The 22,113-nt window shown below is 36.8% G+C and carries 20 protein-coding genes and 2 tRNA genes; 12 read left to right on the top strand and 10 right to left on the bottom strand.

The window, feature by feature from the left end:
• Window positions 1-175: 175 nt before the first annotated feature.
• The 9 genes from P8O16_RS17830 to P8O16_RS17790 form a co-directional block, all read right to left on the bottom strand.
• Window positions 176-1,924, bottom strand: coding sequence for a long-chain fatty acid--CoA ligase (locus P8O16_RS17830; protein WP_300316912.1), 1,749 nt, complete (start codon window positions 1,922-1,924; stop codon window positions 176-178).
• A 471-nt stretch (window positions 1,925-2,395) separates the two neighbouring features.
• Window positions 2,396-3,976: an Ig-like domain-containing domain gene (locus P8O16_RS17825; RefSeq protein ID WP_300316910.1), complete on the bottom strand. Its 1,581-nt coding sequence runs from the start codon at window positions 3,974-3,976 to the stop codon at window positions 2,396-2,398.
• 62 nt (window positions 3,977-4,038) lie between these two features.
• The gene (locus P8O16_RS17820; RefSeq protein WP_300316908.1) at window positions 4,039-4,938 is read right to left on the bottom strand and encodes a class I SAM-dependent methyltransferase; all 900 of its coding nucleotides are present in this window, start codon (window positions 4,936-4,938) and stop codon (window positions 4,039-4,041) included.
• A 1-nt stretch (window position 4,939) separates the two neighbouring features.
• Window positions 4,940-6,805 (bottom strand): tRNA uridine-5-carboxymethylaminomethyl(34) synthesis enzyme MnmG, encoded by a 1,866-nt coding sequence (gene mnmG / locus P8O16_RS17815; RefSeq protein ID WP_300316905.1) that lies wholly within the window; start codon window positions 6,803-6,805, stop codon window positions 4,940-4,942.
• 65 nt (window positions 6,806-6,870) lie between these two features.
• On the bottom strand, window positions 6,871-7,308 hold the full coding sequence (gene ybeY, locus P8O16_RS17810; RefSeq protein WP_300316903.1) for an rRNA maturation RNase YbeY: 438 nt from the start codon (window positions 7,306-7,308) through the stop codon (window positions 6,871-6,873).
• Between the two features lies 1 nt (window position 7,309).
• Window positions 7,310-7,711 carry an ATP-binding protein gene (locus P8O16_RS17805; protein WP_300316943.1) on the bottom strand — a complete coding sequence of 134 codons (402 nt, stop codon included), beginning with the start codon at window positions 7,709-7,711 and terminating at the stop codon, window positions 7,310-7,312.
• A 40-nt stretch (window positions 7,712-7,751) separates the two neighbouring features.
• Window positions 7,752-8,513 carry an exodeoxyribonuclease III gene (locus P8O16_RS17800; RefSeq protein ID WP_300316900.1) on the bottom strand — a complete coding sequence of 254 codons (762 nt, stop codon included), beginning with the start codon at window positions 8,511-8,513 and terminating at the stop codon, window positions 7,752-7,754.
• A gap of 3 nt (window positions 8,514-8,516) precedes the next feature.
• Window positions 8,517-8,876: a hypothetical protein gene (locus P8O16_RS17795; protein ID WP_300316897.1), complete on the bottom strand. Its 360-nt coding sequence runs from the start codon at window positions 8,874-8,876 to the stop codon at window positions 8,517-8,519.
• Window positions 8,873-9,220: a carboxymuconolactone decarboxylase family protein gene (locus P8O16_RS17790; protein ID WP_075348774.1), complete on the bottom strand. Its 348-nt coding sequence runs from the start codon at window positions 9,218-9,220 to the stop codon at window positions 8,873-8,875. The genes P8O16_RS17795 and P8O16_RS17790 overlap by 4 nt, the downstream gene beginning before the upstream one ends.
• Window positions 9,221-9,301: 81 nt before the next feature.
• Here P8O16_RS17790 and P8O16_RS17785 point away from each other — a divergent pair, with 81 nt between their 5' ends.
• The 7 genes from P8O16_RS17785 to P8O16_RS17755 all read left to right on the top strand — a co-directional run bounded on the left by P8O16_RS17785 (window position 9,302) and on the right by P8O16_RS17755 (window position 14,313).
• Window positions 9,302-10,000 (top strand): ComF family protein, encoded by a 699-nt coding sequence (locus P8O16_RS17785; RefSeq protein ID WP_300316893.1) that lies wholly within the window; start codon window positions 9,302-9,304, stop codon window positions 9,998-10,000.
• Complete coding sequence (locus P8O16_RS17780; protein ID WP_300316890.1) at window positions 9,997-10,539, top strand: YfiT family bacillithiol transferase; 543 nt, start codon at window positions 9,997-9,999, stop codon at window positions 10,537-10,539. Before P8O16_RS17785 ends, P8O16_RS17780 begins: the two co-directional genes overlap by 4 nt.
• Window positions 10,540-10,624: 85 nt before the next feature.
• Window positions 10,625-11,383, top strand: a complete 759-nt coding sequence (locus P8O16_RS17775; protein ID WP_300316887.1) for an SDR family NAD(P)-dependent oxidoreductase — start codon at window positions 10,625-10,627, stop codon at window positions 11,381-11,383.
• 5 nt (window positions 11,384-11,388) lie between these two features.
• Entirely contained in the window at window positions 11,389-12,813 is a 1,425-nt protein-coding gene (locus tag P8O16_RS17770) for a pyridoxal-dependent decarboxylase (RefSeq protein WP_300316884.1), read from the top strand.
• Window positions 12,814-12,816: 3 nt separating this feature from the next.
• Window positions 12,817-13,401: a hypothetical protein gene (locus P8O16_RS17765; RefSeq protein WP_300316881.1), complete on the top strand. Its 585-nt coding sequence runs from the start codon at window positions 12,817-12,819 to the stop codon at window positions 13,399-13,401.
• 10 nt (window positions 13,402-13,411) lie between these two features.
• Window positions 13,412-13,870, top strand: coding sequence for a PaaI family thioesterase (locus tag P8O16_RS17760; protein WP_300316878.1), 459 nt, complete (start codon window positions 13,412-13,414; stop codon window positions 13,868-13,870).
• Between the two features lie 29 nt (window positions 13,871-13,899).
• Complete coding sequence (locus tag P8O16_RS17755; RefSeq protein ID WP_300316875.1) at window positions 13,900-14,313, top strand: hypothetical protein; 414 nt, start codon at window positions 13,900-13,902, stop codon at window positions 14,311-14,313.
• Here the strand turns inward: P8O16_RS17755 and P8O16_RS17750 are convergent.
• Entirely contained in the window at window positions 14,310-14,843 is a 534-nt protein-coding gene (locus tag P8O16_RS17750; RefSeq protein ID WP_300316873.1) for an RNA methyltransferase, read from the bottom strand. The genes P8O16_RS17755 and P8O16_RS17750 overlap by 4 nt on opposite strands.
• 85 nt (window positions 14,844-14,928) lie before the next feature.
• Here P8O16_RS17750 and mutS point away from each other — a divergent pair, with 85 nt between their 5' ends.
• The 5 genes from mutS to P8O16_RS17725 all read left to right on the top strand — a co-directional run bounded on the left by mutS (window position 14,929) and on the right by P8O16_RS17725 (window position 22,101).
• Window positions 14,929-17,535, top strand: a complete 2,607-nt coding sequence (mutS, locus tag P8O16_RS17745; RefSeq protein WP_300316870.1) for a DNA mismatch repair protein MutS — start codon at window positions 14,929-14,931, stop codon at window positions 17,533-17,535.
• A gap of 55 nt (window positions 17,536-17,590) precedes the next feature.
• The gene (locus P8O16_RS17740; protein WP_300316867.1) at window positions 17,591-18,388 is read left to right on the top strand and encodes a LuxR C-terminal-related transcriptional regulator; all 798 of its coding nucleotides are present in this window, start codon (window positions 17,591-17,593) and stop codon (window positions 18,386-18,388) included.
• A 140-nt stretch (window positions 18,389-18,528) separates the two neighbouring features.
• Window positions 18,529-18,601: transfer RNA gene (locus P8O16_RS17735), tRNA-Gly, on the top strand.
• A 68-nt stretch (window positions 18,602-18,669) separates the two neighbouring features.
• Window positions 18,670-18,753, top strand: a tRNA-Leu gene (locus P8O16_RS17730).
• A gap of 135 nt (window positions 18,754-18,888) precedes the next feature.
• On the top strand, window positions 18,889-22,101 hold the full coding sequence (locus P8O16_RS17725; RefSeq protein ID WP_300316864.1) for a CHAT domain-containing protein: 3,213 nt from the start codon (window positions 18,889-18,891) through the stop codon (window positions 22,099-22,101).
• The last annotated feature ends 12 nt before the right edge of the window (window positions 22,102-22,113 follow it).

Here is a 22,113-nt window from a genome sequence, read left to right as displayed (position 1 = left end):
CATCACAAATAAAAAGTTGAATTTATCTAAAAAACAAAATACTCTCCCTTCAAACATGCTTGAAAAGAGAGTATTCAAAATAAATTAAAGATAAAACAAGAAAATCAGAATAAAGTACTCTTTTTGATCAGGATCAAATTATGAATACTTATAACCGAATGGAGAACCAGATTAATTAACCTTGATAAATTCCCTCAATTTCTGTTTCATATTTTTGATGAATTACTTTTCGTTTGAGTTTCATGGTAGGAGTCAATTCACCAGTTTCGATAGACCATGGATTCCTTAGTAGTTTGTAACGCTTTACCTGTTCCCATTTAGCAAAGAACTTATTTGCGTTCTCTACTTCACGATCATATTTCTCAATGATTTCAGGTTTTTTAATCATTTCATAGTCTGAACTGTAAGGAATACCCTTATGGTTACAATATTCTTTTAACCCTTCAAAACTTGGGACAATCAAAGCAGCCGGATAATTTCTGTTTTCACCAATAACTACTAGTTGATCAATCAAGCTTGACTCTTTAAACTTATTCTCCATCACCTGAGGAGCTACATATTTTCCTCCGGAGGTTTTAAACATTTCCTTTTTCCGATCGGTAATCCTTAAATAAGGGCCATCTAGCTCTCCAATATCTCCGGTGTGGAACCAACCATCTTTTAATGCTTCAGCAGTCAATTCAGGCTCTTTATAATACCCTTTCATCACATTTGGCCCTTTAACCAATATTTCTCCATCAGAAGCAATTTTCACTTCAATATCTTCAATGAGTTTACCCACCCATCCTATTCTAATTTCTTCGAAATTACAGATTGAGGCCGAAATCACAGGAGAAGTCTCTGTCAATCCATAACCCTCACAAACCTTTATTCCTGCAGCCCAAAATACTCTTGCTAATCTGGGTTGCAAGGCAGAGGCTCCAGAATTGATCTGTAGAACTTCTCCTCCCAAGGCTTCACGCCATTTACTAAATATTATCTTGTTTGCAAGTTTCAATTGAAAATCAAACCAACCTCCCATGGGCTTTGCAGGATCATATTTCAAACCAAGATTTAAAGCCCAGAAAAATAAACTCTTTTTTACTCCGCTTAATTCATAGCCCTTAGAGACAATCTTATCATAAATTTTTTCCAATAACCTAGGTACAGTGTTAAATAAATGAGGCTTGATTTCTTTAAGATTTTCTCCGATGGTCTCCATGCTTTCTGCATAGTATACAGAGTAACCCATGACCATAAAAGCAAAAGAAGCAGATCGCTCATAAATATGACAAAGAGGTAAAAAGCTTAAAACGCGAGATGTACCTTTTTCAGGTGTAAAAATTTTTCCAACCTGAAGAACATTCGAAAATACGTTATGATGCGTGAGCATTACTCCTTTTGGCCTTCCAGTCGTACCACTGGTATAGATTACAGTAAATAAATCATCAGGCTTTACTGCAGCTTTGGAATTTTCAAGGATCTCTAAATTTCCACTTGCCCCCTTTTCAACGAAATCATTAAATGGTATTGTCCCGGCAATGTCTTCAAAGGAAACAATCACTCGATCTCCTGATACTACTTTAGCTTTATCAAAGATTTCCTGATCACCTACAAAAATCATTTTTACTTCAGCATGATCAAATATGTATTCGTAATCTGAAGAAGTAATAGTGGGATACATGGGAACCGATATTCCTCCCATTTGCTGCAAAGCAATATCAACAAAGTTCCATTCAGGACAATTATTAGAAATCAAAGCAACTTTATCTCCAGGTTCAATACCATGCTCGATAAATGCCAAGCTCAGTTTATCTACAATTTCTTTGACTTTCCTGGAAGAAAAGGTAGTCCAAGATCCATTCTCTTTTTTTGCCAGTGCTATATCTTTATCAAAATTAGCAATCTGATAAGGTATAAGATCAAATAATCTGGTTAATTCCATTGTTAGGTTAATTTGGGTTGATATTTAATATTACCAAAGCAAATTCGAAAAACAAAGGTTTATCCACAGCCCCTTTTTATAATAGTTGAAATAAGATTTTTTAAAAAAATTCCTCTTATGATTATTAAGTCTGTGGATTTGTTGAAAACCTTGTCTTTTATAATTGTCCACGATTTTAATTTCTGTGAATCTATATGTTCACCTCTTATCAAGATTTTATCCACATCTAAGTACTTGAAGATCTGTTTTTTCTTTTCTTATTTACTTTTTGGTGGATTTCTTAAAGTTTATTGGTGTTGATTATTTGAATGTGGATTACTTGATTTTCTTGTGTGTATAAAAGAGTAGATATCCCCAATTTTAAAGAGTTGTTGGTTTTTTATAATTCCATTGTTGGTAAGTGATCTTATTATCTTTCCAACCATCTAGATATCCACACTTAATTTGGTACTTATTCACAGTGAAGATTTTTCAATTTTTGCCTGTTTTTGGGCTTGCTTTTATGATTTGATCCGGGACTGTCCATCCTGCTCTAATAGTAATGTTTTGACTGTTTTCTTCATCTAGAAAATAGAATACTTGTTCAGCTAAGCGATTTTCTGAAAAATTAGCAGGATCCCATCGTTTGTTTCCATTCGTGTCTGCAATTACTCTTATTTGATAGATACCTGCTTCTACCAGTTTGAAAGAAAATGTGTTCCCATTATTGATGAATTCTTCACGTTTGATTTCATCCTTACTGATCAGCTGTATTATAAATGGTCCTTCTGCTCCGATTATGCTTCCTGAAATTTCATCAGCAAGTTCTTCAAGTCTTAGTTTTTTATAGTTGGCTTTAAGCTCTTTTTCATTAAAAATACCCTCTATATCTAAGAAAGTAGAGTCTTTAGCATTCAATGTGAATATTTGAAATGCTATTGGATGTGGAATCGACATGTTTATCTTCATTTTATCCATTCTCATTGAATCGTTGAATGAAATCATAGAAGGGATTATTGGAATGACTGATGCAGTATCGTAGGATAAGTATAGTGAGTCGTATCGTATAGATTGAAGAGGTTTATTAAAGGTTAATTCCATGACTAATTCTTTGTAAAAACTCTTACCTGAATTAGGACTGATTGTTAACTCTTCTTTTCTTCTTTCAGACTCCTCAAACTTTGTATAAATCAAAGAATCGGTTTTATTTCCTACTGAGTCTATTAGAGAGATTTTTGTTGCAATGCTATCCGTCAATGATTCTTTAGCAAAGAGCTTGATTCGTTTATCTCCTTCGGTGTAGAAAATATTCTCACCTAAACCTTCTGTTTCAATGTTTATCTTTACAGGTGTTTTATTGTAGATAATGTCGTAGCCTCTTGCATTAGTTGATGATCTCAATATTCTTATAGGAGTTTGATCCCCTTTAGCCAAATTGAAGTTTATACCTTCTACATTTTTATTTATTGTTATTGTATCAGGCAAAAAATCGAATGATTCTGATTTAAATTCTGCTTTAAGAGAATTATTGTCATCCTTCCAGGCATATGCTCGATAATCTCCGGATTTGATGTTGGTTATCTTGAAATTTCCAACACTGTCTGCCTGAGTCAAATAATATGGAGGAGCAGTAAAAACATCAGTTGTATCATTTGATGGATATAACCCGACGATAATATCTTCATAAGGTGCTCTAGGATCCGGATAATAGATATTTGTTTTTCCTGAAAAAGTAAGGCTGTCTATGGTTGTACCTGTTGAAAAAACAAGCTTAAGATTTTCTGCTGAATTACCTTCGGAGAGATCTTGAATTGACTTTTGAAAGTTGAAAACATAGGTTGTACTATCCTCTAATTCCTGGTTCAGTTCTATAATAACTGAATTTTTCAAAGCGGAAATTATTAGCTCATCGTTATTGACCCGAGGGGTGATTATGATGTTTTTATTAGCATTATCAAGTTTTATGTATTCGTCAAAAGTGAGGGTTATTTTTTCAGGTTTTATATTTAATGATTCATTCTCGGGGTTTATTTCAACTAATACAGGCGGGTCTTCATCTCTTGGTCCTCCCATAGGGGTGCTTTGCTTTGCGCAAGATGACATTAATAAGATGAGTATGAATAGATTTAAGTATTTCACTTCTTTTTGAAAATGTACAGGTTACTAGAATAATTGGAGCCTCGAGATTGTGCAAGATTATTTGATTTGTATCCAGTCTTTAAGGCTTTCCAATATTTAGATAGAAGTGATGTCTTTGGGGCTTTATATCCCTCTGATAAGAGAGAAACATAATAACTATCAAAGGGCATCTTCTTTTGATCAATCAATTCAAGGTCAAAGATTTCTTGGAAAGATTCAATAGCTTTTGGAGAGAAGTGGTAAAGATGCCTTGGTACATCCCAACCCGCCCAATTTTTGCCATATATTTCTGCATCAAAACTCGCTGGATTTGGTACTGCAATAATTATATAACCATTTGATTTTAAGTGCTTTAAAATCTTTTTTACTGTTTTTCTTAACTCATGTACATGTTCTAGAACATGGAACATTGTTATTAGATCAAATCGGTCATTTTTATTTAGTGTGTCTAAATTTGAATGAATTTGATTATCTAATTTAGTTAATGCTTGTTCTTTTGCTTTCGTATTGGGTTCTATCCCTGTTACATTCCAACCTTTTTGCTTTGCTCGATAAATAAATTCTGCTGTACCACAGCCAAAATCAAGTAGACTTCCTTTTTTTGGTTTTAATTCTGTAAGTAGTGAGATTTTCCCCTTAATGGCAATTAATCTAACCTTATTATAAATGAATTGAGTTAAGCCTTTTGTAGAATCAGTATGAGAATAGTATTCGGGAAAATCGTAGTATTTGGATATTTGTTGTTGTGTTGGTCTGGGATTCGTAAAAAGGACATCACATGAAGTGCATTTGCATATTATGAAAAGCTCTTTGCTAACCGCATGGTCTATTACTTCAGTTGAATTAAGAAAAAGCCCACTTTTGCAGAGGGGGCATTTTGTAAGCCTTTCTATCATTTTATCTTCCTAAATATACTGTGATGATGGATAAATCTGCCGGGGATACGCCACTTATTCGAGATGCTTGTCCAAGTGTCTCTGGTCTTACTTTGCTCAGTTTTTGTTTTCCCTCTGCTGAAAGCGCTGTAATTGCTAGATAGTCAAATTGCAGTGGAATTTTGTAATTCTCCATGTTACTAAGCTTATCGACCATTTGTTGCTCTTTGTCGATGTAACTATCATACTTAATCTGAATTTCTGCTTGTTCTAGTTCGTCCTTGGCATATTTACTTAGATAAACAGAGGTTTCTGAATTTATCCTGATCAAATCCTGAATTCCTATCTGAGGTCTCTTAAGTAATTGTTCAAGAGAAACCTTTTCTCTAATCGTTGCGGAGTTTAATGATTCTAAGCCTGTATTAAAAATGTTTGGTTCTGCCTTTCTCTGCTTTAAATCATTGATTAAACGGGCAGTATTTTCTTTTTTGATAATGACCTTTTCTAATCTCTCATCTGAGGCCAAACCGATTTGGTGACCCATTGGAGTCAGTCTTAAATCAGCATTATCTTGCCGAAGTAATAATCTAAATTCAGCCCTCGAAGTGAACATGCGATATGGTTCCTCTGTACCTTTGTTTATTAAATCATCAATTAGAACACCGATATAGGCATCTGATCTTTTAAGTAAAAAAGGTTCTTCTTCTTTTATTTTGAGAGCTGCATTTATTCCTGCTACCAATCCTTGAGATGCAGCTTCCTCATATCCGGTTGTGCCATTTATTTGTCCTGCAAAATAAAGGTTTTCAATCAGCTGTGTTTCTAATGTCAAGCGAAGTTGAGTAGGTGGAAAGAAATCATATTCGATCGCATATCCTGGTCTAAACATTTTAGCATTTTCAAATCCAGGGATTTGTCGCATTGCTTTATATTGAATATCCTCTGGAAGTGATGTTGAGAAACCGTTGATGTACATCTCAACGGTATTCCATCCTTCCGGCTCGACAAAAATCTGATGACGATCACGCTCTGCAAACCGATTGATTTTATCTTCTATAGATGGACAATATCTTGGTCCTAATCCTTGAATTCTACCATTAAACATTGGAGATCGATCAAAGCCTTCTTCCAAGCTTGAATGAACCGCTTTGTTGGTATAGGTGATCCAACAAGTTCTTTGTTCTTTTAAAGCACTAGTGCTATCGTCGTAGCTAAACTTTTCAGGGTTTTCATCTCCGTATTGAACTTCCATTTTTGAATAGTCCAAACTTCTACCATCTACTCTAGGCGGAGTTCCGGTTTTCATCCTTCCTGATTGGAAGCCTAACTCTACTAATTGCTCTGTAATGCCTTTTGATGCAGATTCACCTGTTCTTCCACCTCCGAATTTCTTTTCTCCAATATGGATAATGCCGTTTAAGAAAGTACCGTTGGTTAAAACAACTGATTTAGAACTAATTTCGATACCAATCCCTGTCCTTACTCCTACCACTCTTCCATCTTTCGTTAGGATACCAGTGATCATTTCTTGCCAAAAGTCTACGTTGGGAGTTTGTTCTAGGGCAAGTCTCCATTCTTCTGCAAACTTCATTCGGTCATTCTGGCTTCTTGGAGACCACATTGCTGGACCCTTTGATCGGTTAAGCATTCGAAACTGGATCATTGACTTGTCTGATATAATTCCAGACATTCCTCCTAAAGCATCTATCTCTCTTATTATTTGCCCTTTTGCGACTCCTCCCATCGCAGGATTGCAAGACATTTGTGCAATTGTGTTCATGTTCATTGTACACAAAAGTACCTTGGCGCCTATTTTTGCAGCAGCATGTGCAGCCTCACATCCGGCATGCCCTGCACCTACAACAATTACATCATATATTGGAAACATTCTCTTTTGTCTTTACTGTTCCACGTGAAACACGTAGTATTATTATAACTCTTTGCTTGACTGTTTCACGTGGAACAGTTCAGTTTTTTGTATAGGGAGATTGCAAACTCTTCTTTCTCCCGCATTGTGTTTGCTTCGCTCCTTGTTTTGTCCTTATATCCGATTAGGTGGAACAAGCCATGGCTCAATACCCTGCTTAACTCTGTTTCTTGATCTACCTTGTGATCTTTCGCATTTTCTTTAACTCGGTCTATGCTGATATAAATATCGCCTTCTATTTCTGCTTCATATTCTGAGTTGTCAAATGTGATTATGTCAGTATATGTATCGTGATCTAGATATTGTAAGTTTATTTTATGCAGATACTCATCTGAGCAGAAAATGTAATTTAAATCTAGAATTTTAAAGGACTCTTGAAGTGCGATTTCTTTTAGCCATTGTTTTCGCTTTCGCTTTTGTTTGACTAGGAACGAAGTATCTTCAGAAAAAAAGTTTATTGCCATTTCAAATCATGTAAAAAGATAAAATGGTCTTTTTCCCATTTTCTTCGAATTTAACATCATCAGATAAATGCTTTATCAAGAAGATTCCCCTTCCCCCGGTTTTTTCAATGTTTTCTGGAGCGGTTGGATCCTTTAATTCATTCGAATCAAAACCAACTCCTTCATCTTCTATGGTGAATTTTAGTGTGTCATCTTCCACATTTAATTCTAAATGAACTAGCTTGTTTTTATCATTTTGATTTCCGTGAATTATAGCATTACTGATGCATTCTGTCACTGAAATCATGATGTTGCCATAGATATCATCGTTTATTTCAAAGCTTTCTTTAGCATTGTCAATGAAACTTTCAATTATTTTTATATTCTCAATTAAAGAAGGAATTGAAATTTTTATAGTCTTCATCATGATTATATTGAAAAACCTGTTGCTTATAGTCTAATTTTTAATCTATTTCAAGAAGTATTGGGCAGTGATCTGAATGCTTTGCGTCTGGTAAAATTACAGCCCCTTTTAATCTGTTTTGCATTTTACTTGTTACCATATGATAATCAATTCTCCATCCGAGATTTTTTGCTCTTGAATTTGCGCGGTAACTCCACCATGTATATTGATGAGGGTTTGGATTAAAATGTCTGAAACTATCAATGAACCCTAGATCTGTAAACTGATCCATCCAAGCCCGTTCTTCTGGTAAGAAACCCGAACTGTTTTTATTTGATATTGGATTGTGTATATCTATTGCTTTATGGCAAATGTTATAATCTCCGCTTACAATAAGGTTTGTATTCTCTCTTTTCAAATCTTGCAGGTATCCGGAAATGTCATCCAAGAATTCATATTTGAATGTTTGCCTGGCATCTCCAGTGGTCCCTGAAGGAAAATAGGATGAGATAAATGAGAAATCATCAAAATCTGCCTGAATTATCCTACCCTCGTCATCATATTTGGATAAACCCATACCGTATTTTACTGATTTAGGTTTTATTTTAGTCAGAATTGCCACACCACTATATCCTTTTTTTACTGCTGGATACCAAAACAACTCATACCCCAAATCTTCAAATATTGTAGGATTTATTTGATTTAATTCTGCTTTAACTTCCTGTAAGCCAATGATATCTGGGTTTTCTTGGTTTAACCAATCTACAAAGCCTTTGTTCATTGCGGCCCTGATTCCATTGACATTATATGATATGATTTTCACAGTTTATTTTATTTCTATTTGATACTCTTTCTCAAAGTAATCCAAAACCTGAATTTTTAGGAGTTTCTCTTGATCCAACAGATCAAAATGTGGTAATTCCTTTATTAAATTCCAATGCGGCCAGCCATCTTGATCAATAAAATCAAGTTCGTAAAATCCTGCTAAACTTAGGACTTTGCAGACAGCAATATGCAATAAATCTTGTTTTTGCTCTTTACTGAAGGTTTTGGTTCCTTGTCCAAGTTCTTGTACCCCAATAAGGAAGAGAACGCCATTTAAGTCTGTAGGTTTTTTTCCAATGGATTCTTTTAAGCCATCCAGTAATTTTCCCCAGCGTTTTTCTAGTTCAAGATCTTTCTTCATTGATTTACTTTTTCTAATTCCTCCCAATATTCCGTCGCCCTTCTCAAATGAGGAATCACAATTGATCCTCCGATAAGTGTCGCAATGGAGAATACTTCAAAGATTTCCTCTTTATTTATTCCCACTTCGTGGCATTTTCCCAAATGATACTTTATACAATCATCACAACGAAGAACCATCGAACATGCCAAACCTATCATTTCTTTGGTTTTTACTTCCAGCTCACCAGCAGCATAGGCGTTTGTGTCAAGATTAAAAAACCTCTTAATTACTTTGTTATCTGCAGCTAGAATACTTTCATTCATTTTGCTGCGATATGCATTGAATTCCTCTATAAGATTCATTAAATTAACTGTTTAGGAAATTGTAGGATGCAAATATACCACCTATTTATCCTTAGGAGTGTACAACAAGCCTTTTTAGCAATGCGTTTATTTTTAGTAAAAGATTTTTTGGATTTGATTTTCCCCAGGAATTGTGATTTGTGTGGTCAAACACTTTTTGATCGAGAAAATTGTCTCTGTTCTGTATGTATTGGATTATTGCCTGTAACCACTTATCATTTGAGGGCTTCTGATAATGACCTTATTGATAAAGTTCGAGGATTGAGTAGAATTGACCTTGCTATGGCTTTTCTAAAATTCACCAAAGAAGGTAAAAGTCAGCAGCTTCTTCATCAATTGAAATATAGAAATAAGCCTCAGTTGGCCCAAGAGCTTGGGGTTTTGTATGGGAGAATATTAGCAGAAGGCCAATTAAAAAATCGCTGGAATGTGATTGTTCCGGTGCCTCTTCACCCTCTAAAATTAAAACGAAGAGGATATAATCAAAGTGAGGAATTTGGAAAAGGCTTAAGCAAAGAACTGGGAATCCCTCTTCAGAACCTATTGGTTCGTGAAAAATATACGGAAACCCAAACAAAAAAAAGCAGATTAGAGCGTATGTCAAATGTCGGAGATGTTTTTCGACTTTCAAGTAGTAAAAGTGTTGACAATCAAGAAGTAATGCTTGTGGATGATGTCATGACTACCGGTGCTACGCTTTGTGCCTGCGCAAATGAGCTCTTGAGAAATAATGCAAAAACTGTAGATTTGATCACTTTAGCAGCAGGAGGAAAAATATGACAAACATAGATATCGAGCATTTGAAATTTCCAATAGGAAAATTCTCAGTACCAGAAACCATCACATCGACTCAAATTCAGGAATCAATAGAATATTTGAGGGATTTTCCCTCTTATCTAGCTGATTCGGTCAATAACATGTCTGAAAAACAATTAGACACGCCGTATAGACCAGGAGGATGGACACTCAAGCAAGTGATTCACCACATCGCAGATAGTCACATGAATGCCTTCAGTAGATTCAAACTGGCATTGACAGAAGATAATCCAGCGATCAAACCTTACGATGAATCAGCATGGGCAAACCTCGCTGATGCGTCGCTTGGTATAGAATCTTCAATGGCAATCATCAAAGCTGTACATTTTAAGTGGGTCGCATTACTAGAGTCCATGACTGATGATGACTTCCAGAAAACATATTTTCACCCAGAAAAAAAGCGAAGCCAAACTTTAGCGGAGGTTACCTTGATGTATACTTGGCATTCCAAACATCATTTGGCCCATGTACACCTTCCAAGTTTAACTGAAGGGAAAATCTGATTTTTTCTTGACAGAAAATAAAACAACTCTACCTGACTGGAATTGCCGAAGTCAGTAGAATCCTAATAATCCCAATGAGCTGAATATGAATATTTCTCTCAACAATCAACTGATCCTTGTAACTGGTGCCTCAAGAGGTATTGGTAGGGCTATTGCCAAACAGCTTTCTGAATCTGGAGCAAAAGTGATAATTCACTATAACCGCAATCAAAAAGAAGCGGAATCACTTTTGTCAGAAATGAAAAATGAAGCAATCCTTGCCCCTTGTGATTTAGCAGATCCTTTGGAAGTAAAAGGCTTTATACCAAGTTTGGTCGAAAAATATGGCTTTATTTCAGCCATTGTAAACAATGCGGGAATTTCTAGATCAGCTCCGGATACGCTTCCTACCTCTGAATGGCTCCAAATCTGGGATGAAACCATGGCTGTAAACACGACTTCACTGGCGATTTTATGCAAGGAGTTTGTCGATCAAGCTAAATCACAAAACAACGGGAGGATAATCAACATTTCTTCTCGTGCGGCATTTAGAGGTGACACGACAGATTACATCGCCTATGCAGCCTCAAAAGGAGCCATTGTGAGCATTACTCGGACTATAGCCCGGCATTATGGGAAACTCGGAATAAAGGCTTTTCTAATTGCGCCGGGCTTCACCCGGACTGATATGGCCGATGAGATCCTATCCGAATACGGTGAAGACTTTGCTTTAAATGATATTGCTCTTAGAGAGCTCACTAGGCCGGAGGATATTGCACCAATGGTTACTTTATTATGCTCGGGACTTGCAGATCACGCCACTGGAGCGACAATTGATATAAATGCTGGATCATACGTCCATTAAACCCCATGGAAAAAGAAGAATTTAGAAAAAGAGCACACGAATTGGTGGATTGGATGGCTGATTATCTGATTCAGAAAGAAAATTATCCGGTGACTCCGCAAATTCAACCAAGAGCTATTTTTGATCAAATTCCAGATTCGGCGCCTGAAAAGGGAGAATCATTTGATGCGATCTTAGAGGATTTTAAAGAGATTATTGTCCCTGGGATGACTCACTGGCAGCATCCTGCTTTTTTTGGGTATTTTCCTGCAAATAATTCTGAACCTTCGATTCTAGCAGAAATGCTTATGTCCACCCTTGGTGCTCAATGCATGTCTTGGTTGACTTCGCCTGCTGCCACTGAGTTGGAAGAACGTGTTTGTGATTGGATTCGGGACGCTAAAGGAATTGATAAAACCTGGAAAGGATGTATTCACGATACTGCAAGCACAGCCACGTTAAGTGCGTTATTAGCTGCTAGAGAAAAGGCCACCAATTATCAAATCAATGAAAATGGATTCCAGGGTAATGAGAAATTTCGGGTTTATTCTTCTTCACATGTCCATTCCTCAATTGATAAAGCACTAAAAATAGCAGGGATTGGATTAAATAATCTGGTGAGAATCCCCGTAGATGAAAATTTTTCAATGATTGCTGAAGCCTTAGAAAAAGCGATTTTAGAAGATCTAGAAAATGGTTTTCATCCACTTTGTGTTGTCTCAGCCTTAGGAACGACGAGTTCTACCGCTGTGGATCCAATTGGTAAAATCTCCCAAATCACTCAGAAATATAAGATTTGGCACCATATAGATGCTGCATTTGCTGGAACAGCATTGATTTTGCCGGAATTTCAAAACTTGATCGAAGGCCATGAACTGGCAGATAGCTACGTATTCAATCCCCACAAGTGGATGTTTACAAATTTTGACTGTACAATCATGTACCTCAAAGAGCCTAGGTATTTGGTGAATACATTTTCCATGACTCCGGAATATTTGAAAACCAAATTAGATGAGGAAGTGAATAACTACCGCGATTGGGGAATTCCACTAGGAAGAAGATTTAGAGCGCTGAAATTATGGTTCGTAGTTCGATCCTATGGATTGCAGGGTTTGAGAGAAAAGTTGAGAAATCATCTTTTACTTGCTCAGAAAGCCAAATCTTTGATTGAGGCTGAGGACCGACTGGAAATAATGGCTCCAGTAAATTTCAACACAATTTGTTTTAGGTATTTTTCAGAAGGTCTTTCTCTTGAAAAAGAAAATCAAATCAATGAGACCTGGATGAATCATGTGAATGCCACTGGAGAAGCCTTTTTTTCGCACACCAAGCTAAATGGGAAATATGTGATCAGATGGGTTATCGGCCAAACGGATGTTACCGAAAAACATATCCAAAAAGCATGGAGTTTATTGTTGGAACAATTACAACAAACCCTAACTGATCATTAATCTATGTCCAAAAGAGCCAATTCAGATTCGGTCTTTACCCCTGAGTTGATTCGGATAATCAAGATTTTTGGGGCGGTCTCCTTAGGGCTTGTTCTGATGTTGTCTTTTTTTAATGAACGGCGAGCAAATAATACCGGTCAGGATCAGACTTTCGTGATGACATCAGCCAATAGAATGTATTTTCAGAATGTCAAAGCAATTCAGTATGATATGGAAGTGCGTCGAGACGCAGGAATGACTGTTTACAGGCATAAAAAGTTGACACCTGAAGCAAATAACTCTAACATTAGTATAATGATCATCCTGAATCCTTCGAAGGATGAAGCATACATTTATTTGGAGCCTATAAAATTGAATTGGCCAATAACACTAAGAATTATTTCTAACGAAAAGTCAAAAACCTATACTTTCGAAAATGGCAACAAATCAGATCACTTGCACTATTTTCAACTTTTGAAGCCAGCCATTGAAGCTGGAAACTTAATAGAAATACAAACAGGTTCTGGGTGGAATCCCATTTGGTCCACACCTAAGGAAAAGGAAGCATTAAACGCGATCTTAGAAGATTTTCAAAATCTTACAGACTAATTCTCAAACTATGACCGAGCAAATGAATTCAAAATTGGCATTTTTCAAAAAAATGATAGGCCAAAAACTTACTAATACGCCTTCTCCTGCAGGAAATTGGCTTGCTGGAACGCTTTTAGAAATAGATTATGGCTACTCAAAATTAGAGTATGAGGTTAGAGAAGAGTTTTGTAACCCCGGTAGGATTTTGCATGGTGGGATTTCTTCTTTGATGCTCGATGATGTAATTGGACTAGCAAATTTTTCTTTGGGGTCTGAATATCTAATGAGTTCAATCAATTTGAATGTAGATTTTCTTTCATCAGTCAAATTTGGTGAGAAAGTACAGGTAGAAGCGAAATTGATCCGTTTAGGATCAAACCTAAATCATTGGGAAGCCGTAATCACAAAAGGTTCTGGAAAAATCGTAGCTAAAGCAAGTAGCAACATGATTAAGACTCATGTTAAGTTGAGCGAGTTAGGACTCTAATAGCTTTGACACAATGAACTTTTATACAAATGAAAAAAACGCTTCTTATTGCCTTATTTGGACTATTTACTATATCCGCTTATTCTCAAACCACTGTATCTTTTCACCAAAGCAACCTCCCTTTCATTGGAGTGAATTATCAGTTTGGTGAACGTTTTATCCCTGAATTTAGAATAGGTACTGACCAATTCTTTGAGGATATTTCTTTGGAATTAGCTGGAAATTATATTTTTAAAAGTGAGGAACGGTATGAGTTTTATGCAGGACTGGGAGTTAGAGTTGGGAGTTTTGATGGGCTAGTAGTCCCGGTTGGATTGAATATTTACCCTTTTGAGCAAAAAGATTTTGGATTTCATATCGAAGGAGCCCCAATAATCGGATTTAATGACAACTCATTATTTAGAGGTTCTTTTGGAATAAGGTACCGATTCGCTAAGAATTAGAACTGCTTCATTTTTACCATCAAATCCCAGACTGCGATTCCTAAAGTGACTGAAATATTTAAGGAGTGTTTGGTCCCAAGCTGTGGTATTTCCAGCACATAATCGCAGGCTTTAAGAACTTCCTCTTCTACTCCAAAAACCTCATTTCCAAAAATCAAGGCATATTTTTTGGCTTGGTCCGGTTTAAAGTTTTGGAGCATTACGGATCTATCTACCTGCTCCAAAGCACAATTGATATATCCTTCAGATTTAAGCTTCTCGAGTGCTTGAGTTGTATCTGAATGGTATTCCCATTCCACAGACTCCGTAGCTCCAAGTGCTGTCTTCTGAATATCCCGATGAGGTGGTGTACCCGTGATCCCGCAGAGGTATATTTTTTCTACACGAAATGCATCTCCGGTACGAAACGCAGATCCAACATTATTTAGACTTCGGATATTATCCAATACTAAAACTATTGGTGACTTTTTCACTTCCTTGAACTCCTCTATTGAGAGCCTTTCGAGCTCTTCCATGCTTAATTTTTTCATCCCTTTTTGTTCTCCTATTTGAATGCCGTATTTTCAGGCTGGAATCACCAGAATTTTTTACAAACACAAAAGTAAGCATATCCCGATGAGTAAGTCCAAAGACGGAAACGAAACCCCATTGATGAAACAATACAATGCGATCAAGGCAAAACACCCTGGAGCGTTGTTACTTTTTCGGGTTGGAGATTTTTATGAGACTTTTGGTGAAGATGCCATCCGAGCAAGTAAGATTCTTGATATCGTTTTGACAAAACGGGCAAACGGAGCCGCCTCTCATATTGAATTGGCAGGTTTTCCACATCATTCCTTGGATACTTACCTCCCAAAATTAGTTAGAGCGGGCAACCGGGTAGCTATTTGTGATCAATTAGAGGATCCAAAATCCGTGAAAGGAATTGTCAAGCGAGGCGTGACCGAATTGGTTACTCCCGGTCTTTCATTTAATGACCAAGTTTTAGACACCAAAAAAAACAACTTCTTAGCCTCAATTTATTTTGGGAAAGATATTCATGGAATCGCCTTTTTGGATCTCTCTACGGGGGAATTCATGTGTGCAGAAGGGAAGCTCCCCTACCTTGAAAAGCTTATCCAAAGCTTTGCTCCTGCAGAAATAATATATTCTAAAGCGGCAAAAAAAACCGCATCAGAATTATTGAAAAATGAGTTTATCACCTTTCATTGTGAAGATTGGGTTTACCAATATGACTTCACTTACGAGAAGCTGAAAAGTCACTTCGGAACAGCAAATCTAAAAGGCTTTGGAATAGAGGAGCTCCAAGCTGGAACGATCGCTGCGGGTGCGATTTTATATTATTTGGAAGAAACAGAGCACAAGGAAATCCAGCATATTTCAGCCATTTCCAGAATTGCCGAAGAGAAATATGTCTGGTTGGATAAGTTTACCATTCGGAATCTGGAACTGGTTTTTCCGCAGCACGAAGGAGGAGTTCCGCTGATTCAAGTCTTGGACCAAACTGTGACCCCTATGGGTTCTAGAATGATGAAGAAGTGGCTTGTGCTTCCTTTGAAAGAAAAGGCGATGATTGAGGAGCGCTTGAATGTGGTTGATTTTTTTTACCAAAATCCGTCCTTGATTGATGATATCATCAGCCCGATGAAATTAATCGGAGACTTGGAGCGATTGATTTCAAAAGTAGTTGTCGGCCGTGCAAACCCCAGAGAAATCAATCAGATCAAAAGAGCCCTAAAAGTGACTCTTCCGATTAAAGAGCTTTTGAAAGTCCAGAAAAACCCGACTCTAAAAAAACTCTCTGATCAACTACACCCCTGCGAATTTTTACTAGAAAAAATTGAAAAGGAACTGAAAGAAGATGCCCCAATGCTAACCCATCAAGGGGGAATCATCAACGATGGAGTAGATGAGGAATTGGATGAATATCGTGGATTGGCTACTTCGGGTAAAGACTTTCTAGTCCAAATTCAGCAACGGGAGGTAGAAAAGACGGGGATTTCTTCCTTAAAAATAGCCTTCAATAAAGTTTTTGGATATTATCTGGAAGTGACCCATGTGCATCGGGATAAGGTGCCTCAAGAGTGGATCAGAAAGCAAACCCTTGTAAATGCAGAGCGATACATCACTCCTGAATTGAAAGAATATGAGGAAAAGATTTTGAATGCAGAGGAAAAGATGATCGGCATTGAGCAACGCTATTTTCAGGCCTTGGTACAGGAAGTAGCACAGTTTGTTACAGAAATTCAACAAAACGCGAGAGTCTTGGGGACTTTGGATGCTTTGCTTTCCTTTGCACAGGTTGCGATACAAAATAATTACGCTAGGCCAAAAATCTCTGAGACAGAAACCTTGGAAATCAAAGAGGGTCGTCATCCAGTCATCGAAAAGCAACTTCCTCCGGGAGAAAATTATGTTCCCAATGATATTTATCTGGATAATGACACCCAGCAAATCATCATCATTACCGGTCCGAATATGGCCGGTAAATCTGCTTTGCTGAGGCAAACAGCTTTAATTGTTCTGATGGCTCAAATGGGATCCTTTGTACCGGCCTCTTTTGCTAGGATTGGTATCATTGACAAAGTCTTTACCCGAGTCGGTGCATCAGATAATTTATCTAAAGGAGAATCTACCTTCATGGTCGAAATGACCGAGACAGCAAGTATTTTGAACAATCTTTCTGATCGAAGTCTGGTATTGATGGATGAAATAGGAAGGGGGACATCCACCTACGATGGTGTTTCAATCGCTTGGTCCATTGTAGAATATTTGCATAATCATCCAACTTTTAGGGCCAAAACTCTTTTTGCCACTCATTACCATGAATTGAACCAATTAGCCTCAGATTTTCCCAAAATCAAAAACTTCAACGTGTCGGTAAAGGAAGTTGGTGATAAAGTTATTTTTATGAGGAAACTTAAAGCTGGGGGAAGCGAGCATAGCTTTGGAATTCACGTAGCCCAAATGGCAGGTATGCCAAACCCCATTGTGTTCAGAGCTTCTGAGATAATGTCCCATTTGGAACATGACAAATCAGTAAAGAAGAGTAAAGAAAATCTTAAATCTATTCCAAAAAATAACTATCAACTGAGTATGTTTGAGCTTGATCCCAAGTTCCAAGAGGCTAAAGAAATGATAGATAAAATTGATATAAATGCCATTTCTCCCATTGAGGCACTATTGAAGCTGCACGAAATCAAAAAGAAAATAGAAGGCTGATTAGGTTCATTTTCCTTATATTTAATTTGTAAAAAGCATAATAGAATGTATTTCTATGGATAAAGTACTTTTAAAGGACTTAAAAAGACAAAATAAGTACACCAAATTTTTCAAAGAGTGGCAGGAACAGGAGTTCAAAGACCACCCAGATGAAGCAAAAGTTTTGGAAGAATTAGAGGTTTTGAGTAAAAACATTGGAATGCGGGAAGGATTCGTGATTGCTTGTTTTGACTACCGAAATTTGGATTTAGCTTTTTTTACAGGAAATGTAGAGGAAATTACGGGTTACCCAGAGTCTATCTTTCGTGAAAAAGGGATGGAGGCTTCTTTTTCCATGATTCATCCTGGTGATCGACCAGAGTTATTTCGATTCCAGAAAATTGTCTTTGACGTTTTTCATCAATTGACCATGAAGGAGCGACATAGTTTTGAGTTCTCTTACACCACTCGTTGGGTCCATCGAACTACTAATGAGATTATATGGACTGTCGGGAAAGCCAAACCATTCTTGATTGATTCTGATGGGAATTTTGCGATTGATTTGCATATCATTATTCAATTGCAAAATCAGCCGAAGGTAACTAGCTATGATTGGAATTATTCTTATCAAAAAGAAGACGGGTCTAGAGTCTATGTCAGCAAAAGCTCACCAAAAGACAATAATGTAAAACTGACTAAAAAGGAAAAAGAAATTGCTCAAATGATTTTGGATGGAAAAAAATCCAAAGAGGTGAGCGAAACACTAAATATTTCTATGAATACAGTCGGAACTCATAGAAAAAATATCCTAAAGAAACTAAATGCAAGAAATATGGGGGAGATGATAAAAATTCTTGCCTCTTATGATTTCTGATAGAGAGTTGAAAATCAAGGGATAGCTATTTGTAGAGTAAGATTAATAAAAAAATTAAGTGCCGAATTCTTGTAATTTTATTTCAGTAGCTTACCTTTGCATCCACAATACGCTCAGATCAAGTTCTGAGTACGAAAAAAGCGAGAGTAGCTCAGCTGGTAGAGCACGACCTTGCCAAGGTCGGGGTCGCGAGTTCGAATCTCGTCTCCCGCTCAAAAAAGCCCTTGATTCAAGGGCTTTCTTGTTTCGGTCAACAAGTAGCTTGGTCAAGTCCAAGTGAAGCCGGGATGGTGGAATAGGTAGACACGCAAGACTTAAAATCTTGTGGGAGCAATCCCGTGCGGGTTCGATTCCCGCTCCTGGTACAGAAGCCTCGTAGAAATACGGGGCTTTTTGTTTTTTTGATCAGTAAATCTATTTCAGTTCAGTCTAATTTTTTGATGACTTTCTTTAACTTAAACGATATAAGAAAAAGGATTTTTTTAATCATCCATTTTGAAATGCCAAAGTTTACCGAAGTAGTTTCATTGATATTAGTTCTGTTTTCTATGCTGAATAATTACCAGCAAGAAAACAAAATAGAGCATTGGGACCAATTGATTAAGGAGGGTAAAGCTGAACTTGCACTGGAGCAAATCAAAAATACAACCGATGATCTTATCCAAAATGCATTTCAAGATAGCCTATCTAACTATTTGGAAATCTATGGGAGGGCATTAGAAGCAAAGCAATCTAATACAGCTATCACTAAAAGCCTTTTGGAGATATATCACGACTGGAATAAAACAATGGATTTGGCCAGTTCAAAGCGAAAGCTAGCTATGAGCTTATCCAGCTGGTATAAATATCAAGGGAATTTTTCTTCAGCTTTTGAAACTCAATTGGAAGCATTAGACTGGGCTGAAAAAGAATCCCCAAAGAATAATTTTGTTATTGCTCAAATTTACTTGAGCTTGGGTGGTTTGGCAGTAAATACGATGAATCTGCCTGAAGCGAAGAAATACTTAAAAGAAGCCTTGGATTTAGAGGTTTTGGACCAAGATCCCGAATCCATTTATTTGGCAAATAGTAGCCTTGGAAATATTTCCTATTTCACGAGCAATTTAGACTCGGCTGCTTTTTATTATAGAAAAGCACTGTTGGCAATTGATAAATTACCAGCGACACCAAAGAATCAATTCTACAGGAATAGTATTATAAACAATAATCTTGCAGGTGTACAGATTGCTCAAGGTGACTATCAAAATGCAGAAATATCCATGCAAGAGACCATCTCTAGCTTGGAAAAATATCAAGTGTCTGATTTGGATCCCGCACAATACAAAGATGCAATCAGCTTTTACTTTCAGGCAACTGACAATCTGGCTGGGCTCTACAAGCAGAAAGGTGCATATCATCAAGCCTTACAACTTTTAGAATATTCTTTTCGAAGAAAAGCAGAAGAGTTTGGAGATGAAGATATCGAAACAGCAAAATCAAGAATATTTTTAGGCCAGCTTTATTTAGAAATATTGCAACTTTCAAAATCTAGAGCAAATTTGAATCAAGGCTTGCAAAATATTCGAAACGCCAATGAAGTCACTACTTATTATCAAGCAGATGCAGTTTATGCACTGGCAAGATTGGAAGACTACGAGGGGAATGAACTGAGAGCCGATTCACTTTATTTAGAGGCAAAAGCCTTATTTGAGGAATCTCTTCAAGGAGAATACGATGTTATCTTTCTGGGTTTTTTAAAAAACTACAGTAAATTTTTGGCTGAAAATCAACAGCTTTCTGAAGCTGTAAGAATCTCAAAATTGGCAGGAAAATATCTTGAGGAACTTGATTCAGAAAACCTATACCTAGAATTTGAACAAAGTATAAATCTCGCCTCAATCTATGAATTGGGAAAGGATTTTTCACGGTCATACAACCAAGCTACTGCAGCTTTGGAGCTAGCAGATCAATTGATCAAGAAGTCAAAATCTCCTGCTGATTCCCTTCAAATGACCTTTCAAAAGCCTACGGCAATTTTGATTAAAAATAGAAGTAGGTATGCTTTGGTTGATGAAAAAGATATTCAATTCCTACAGGCTGTTGAAAAGGAACTCAGAGAAGGATTGAAAATTTTAGACTCAAAAACGGATCTATTAGTAGAAACTCTGGATATTAATATCTTATTGGATTTAAACCGGGATTACTTTGATTTCCTTAATAAAATTGAATTAGAACTCTATCAACTTTCTCAAAATCAAATTTATCTTGATAGGCTCCTTGCATTTCATGAATATGCTCGCTACCGGCAGATCAGAACGAGACTTCAAAAAAATAAGTCTATTAAATATGGTGGAGTTCCTGAGACAATAATTGATCGTGAAGAAGAATTGAAAAAACAGCTCAAAGCGTTTCTAGAGTCGGAGGATCAGAATCTTACTCAGTTTAGGAAGATAAGTCAAGTTTGGGATAGCTTTATGGACTCACTCAGGATAAATTTCCCTCAATATTATCAATTGCATTTCGAGTCAAGCGAAAGTACTTTGAATCGTATTTACACTCAATTGAACCCCGAAATCACCTACCTCAGGTATCTAAAAGTAGGTGAAGAATGGAAATTATTGATTCTCAACGGGAATAAGAAAAAGCTGATATCCTTGGAATCTGTTGCTATTGAAAGAAACTTAAGTAAGTTATCGGATGAAGCCTACGAAAGAAATTTTAGCAAGGAATTGCTTTTTCATCTTTACGAGCAACTTTGGATGCCCGCTTCAGCAGAAATTCTGAGTGAACGAGTTGTAATTATTCCAGATGGGCCACTTTTCAATTTGAGTTTTGAAACGATGACCTTCAAAAAAATTCAAAATTGGGATGAATTAGCATCTTCATCGCTATTGGCAAAACATAGTATTTCTTATCAATATGGACTTTTGTTTATAGAACCTATCGAAGAGAAAGTTTATGAAAATCAAATGGTTGCCTTTGCTCCTGGATTTTTTGACCAAATGAAAAAAACGTATCGTGATAATCAACAGAATAATAAAATCTTAGATCTTGCTTATCTTCAATTAATTCCTCAGCCTTTTACTCGGCAGTTAGTCAATGAAGTGATAACAAAATTCGGAGGGAAAGCATTTTTAGAAAGTTATTCCACAGCCAAGAACTTTAAAGATTGGGCTGGAAATAATCAAATAATTCATATAGGAACGCATGCTATTTCTGATAATGTAAATCCTGGGGATTCTCGCTTGATTTTTGCGAAATCCCAAGAAGACCCTTCGTCCCCTAATGAGATTTATTCAAGTGAGATTTATAAACTAGATCTTAGAGCAGATCTAACGGTTTTGCTTGCTTGTGAGTCTGGTAAGCCTACATATTCCCCTGGGGAGGGCATGGTTTCACTAGCTCATGCATTCAATTATTCAGGTACAAAATCACTTTTAATGGGCCTCTGGAAAATTGATGAAAAAGCTAGTGTCAGAATTACATCTTTATTTTATGGCTTCTTGCAGGAAGGAAAAAGTAAGGATGAGGCACTTCGATTGGCAAAACTGGAATATTTATCTACAGCTAAAGGAAGAGAATTGGCCCCATCCTTCTGGGCTGGTTTAATATTGTTAGGAAATAACGACCCTATAACTATTCGTCCTAAATTTCCCTACAATACCTTGGTTTTGAGTGTACTTTTCTTGGTTTTACTTCTTTTCTTCTTTAGGAAAAGATTTGCAAGGGTGTGATGACTTTTTTAA

Source organism: Algoriphagus sp., from assembly GCF_029254265.1.
GTDB lineage: Bacteria > Bacteroidota > Bacteroidia > Cytophagales > Cyclobacteriaceae > Algoriphagus.
This window is presented reverse-complemented; position numbering and strand designations above follow the sequence as displayed.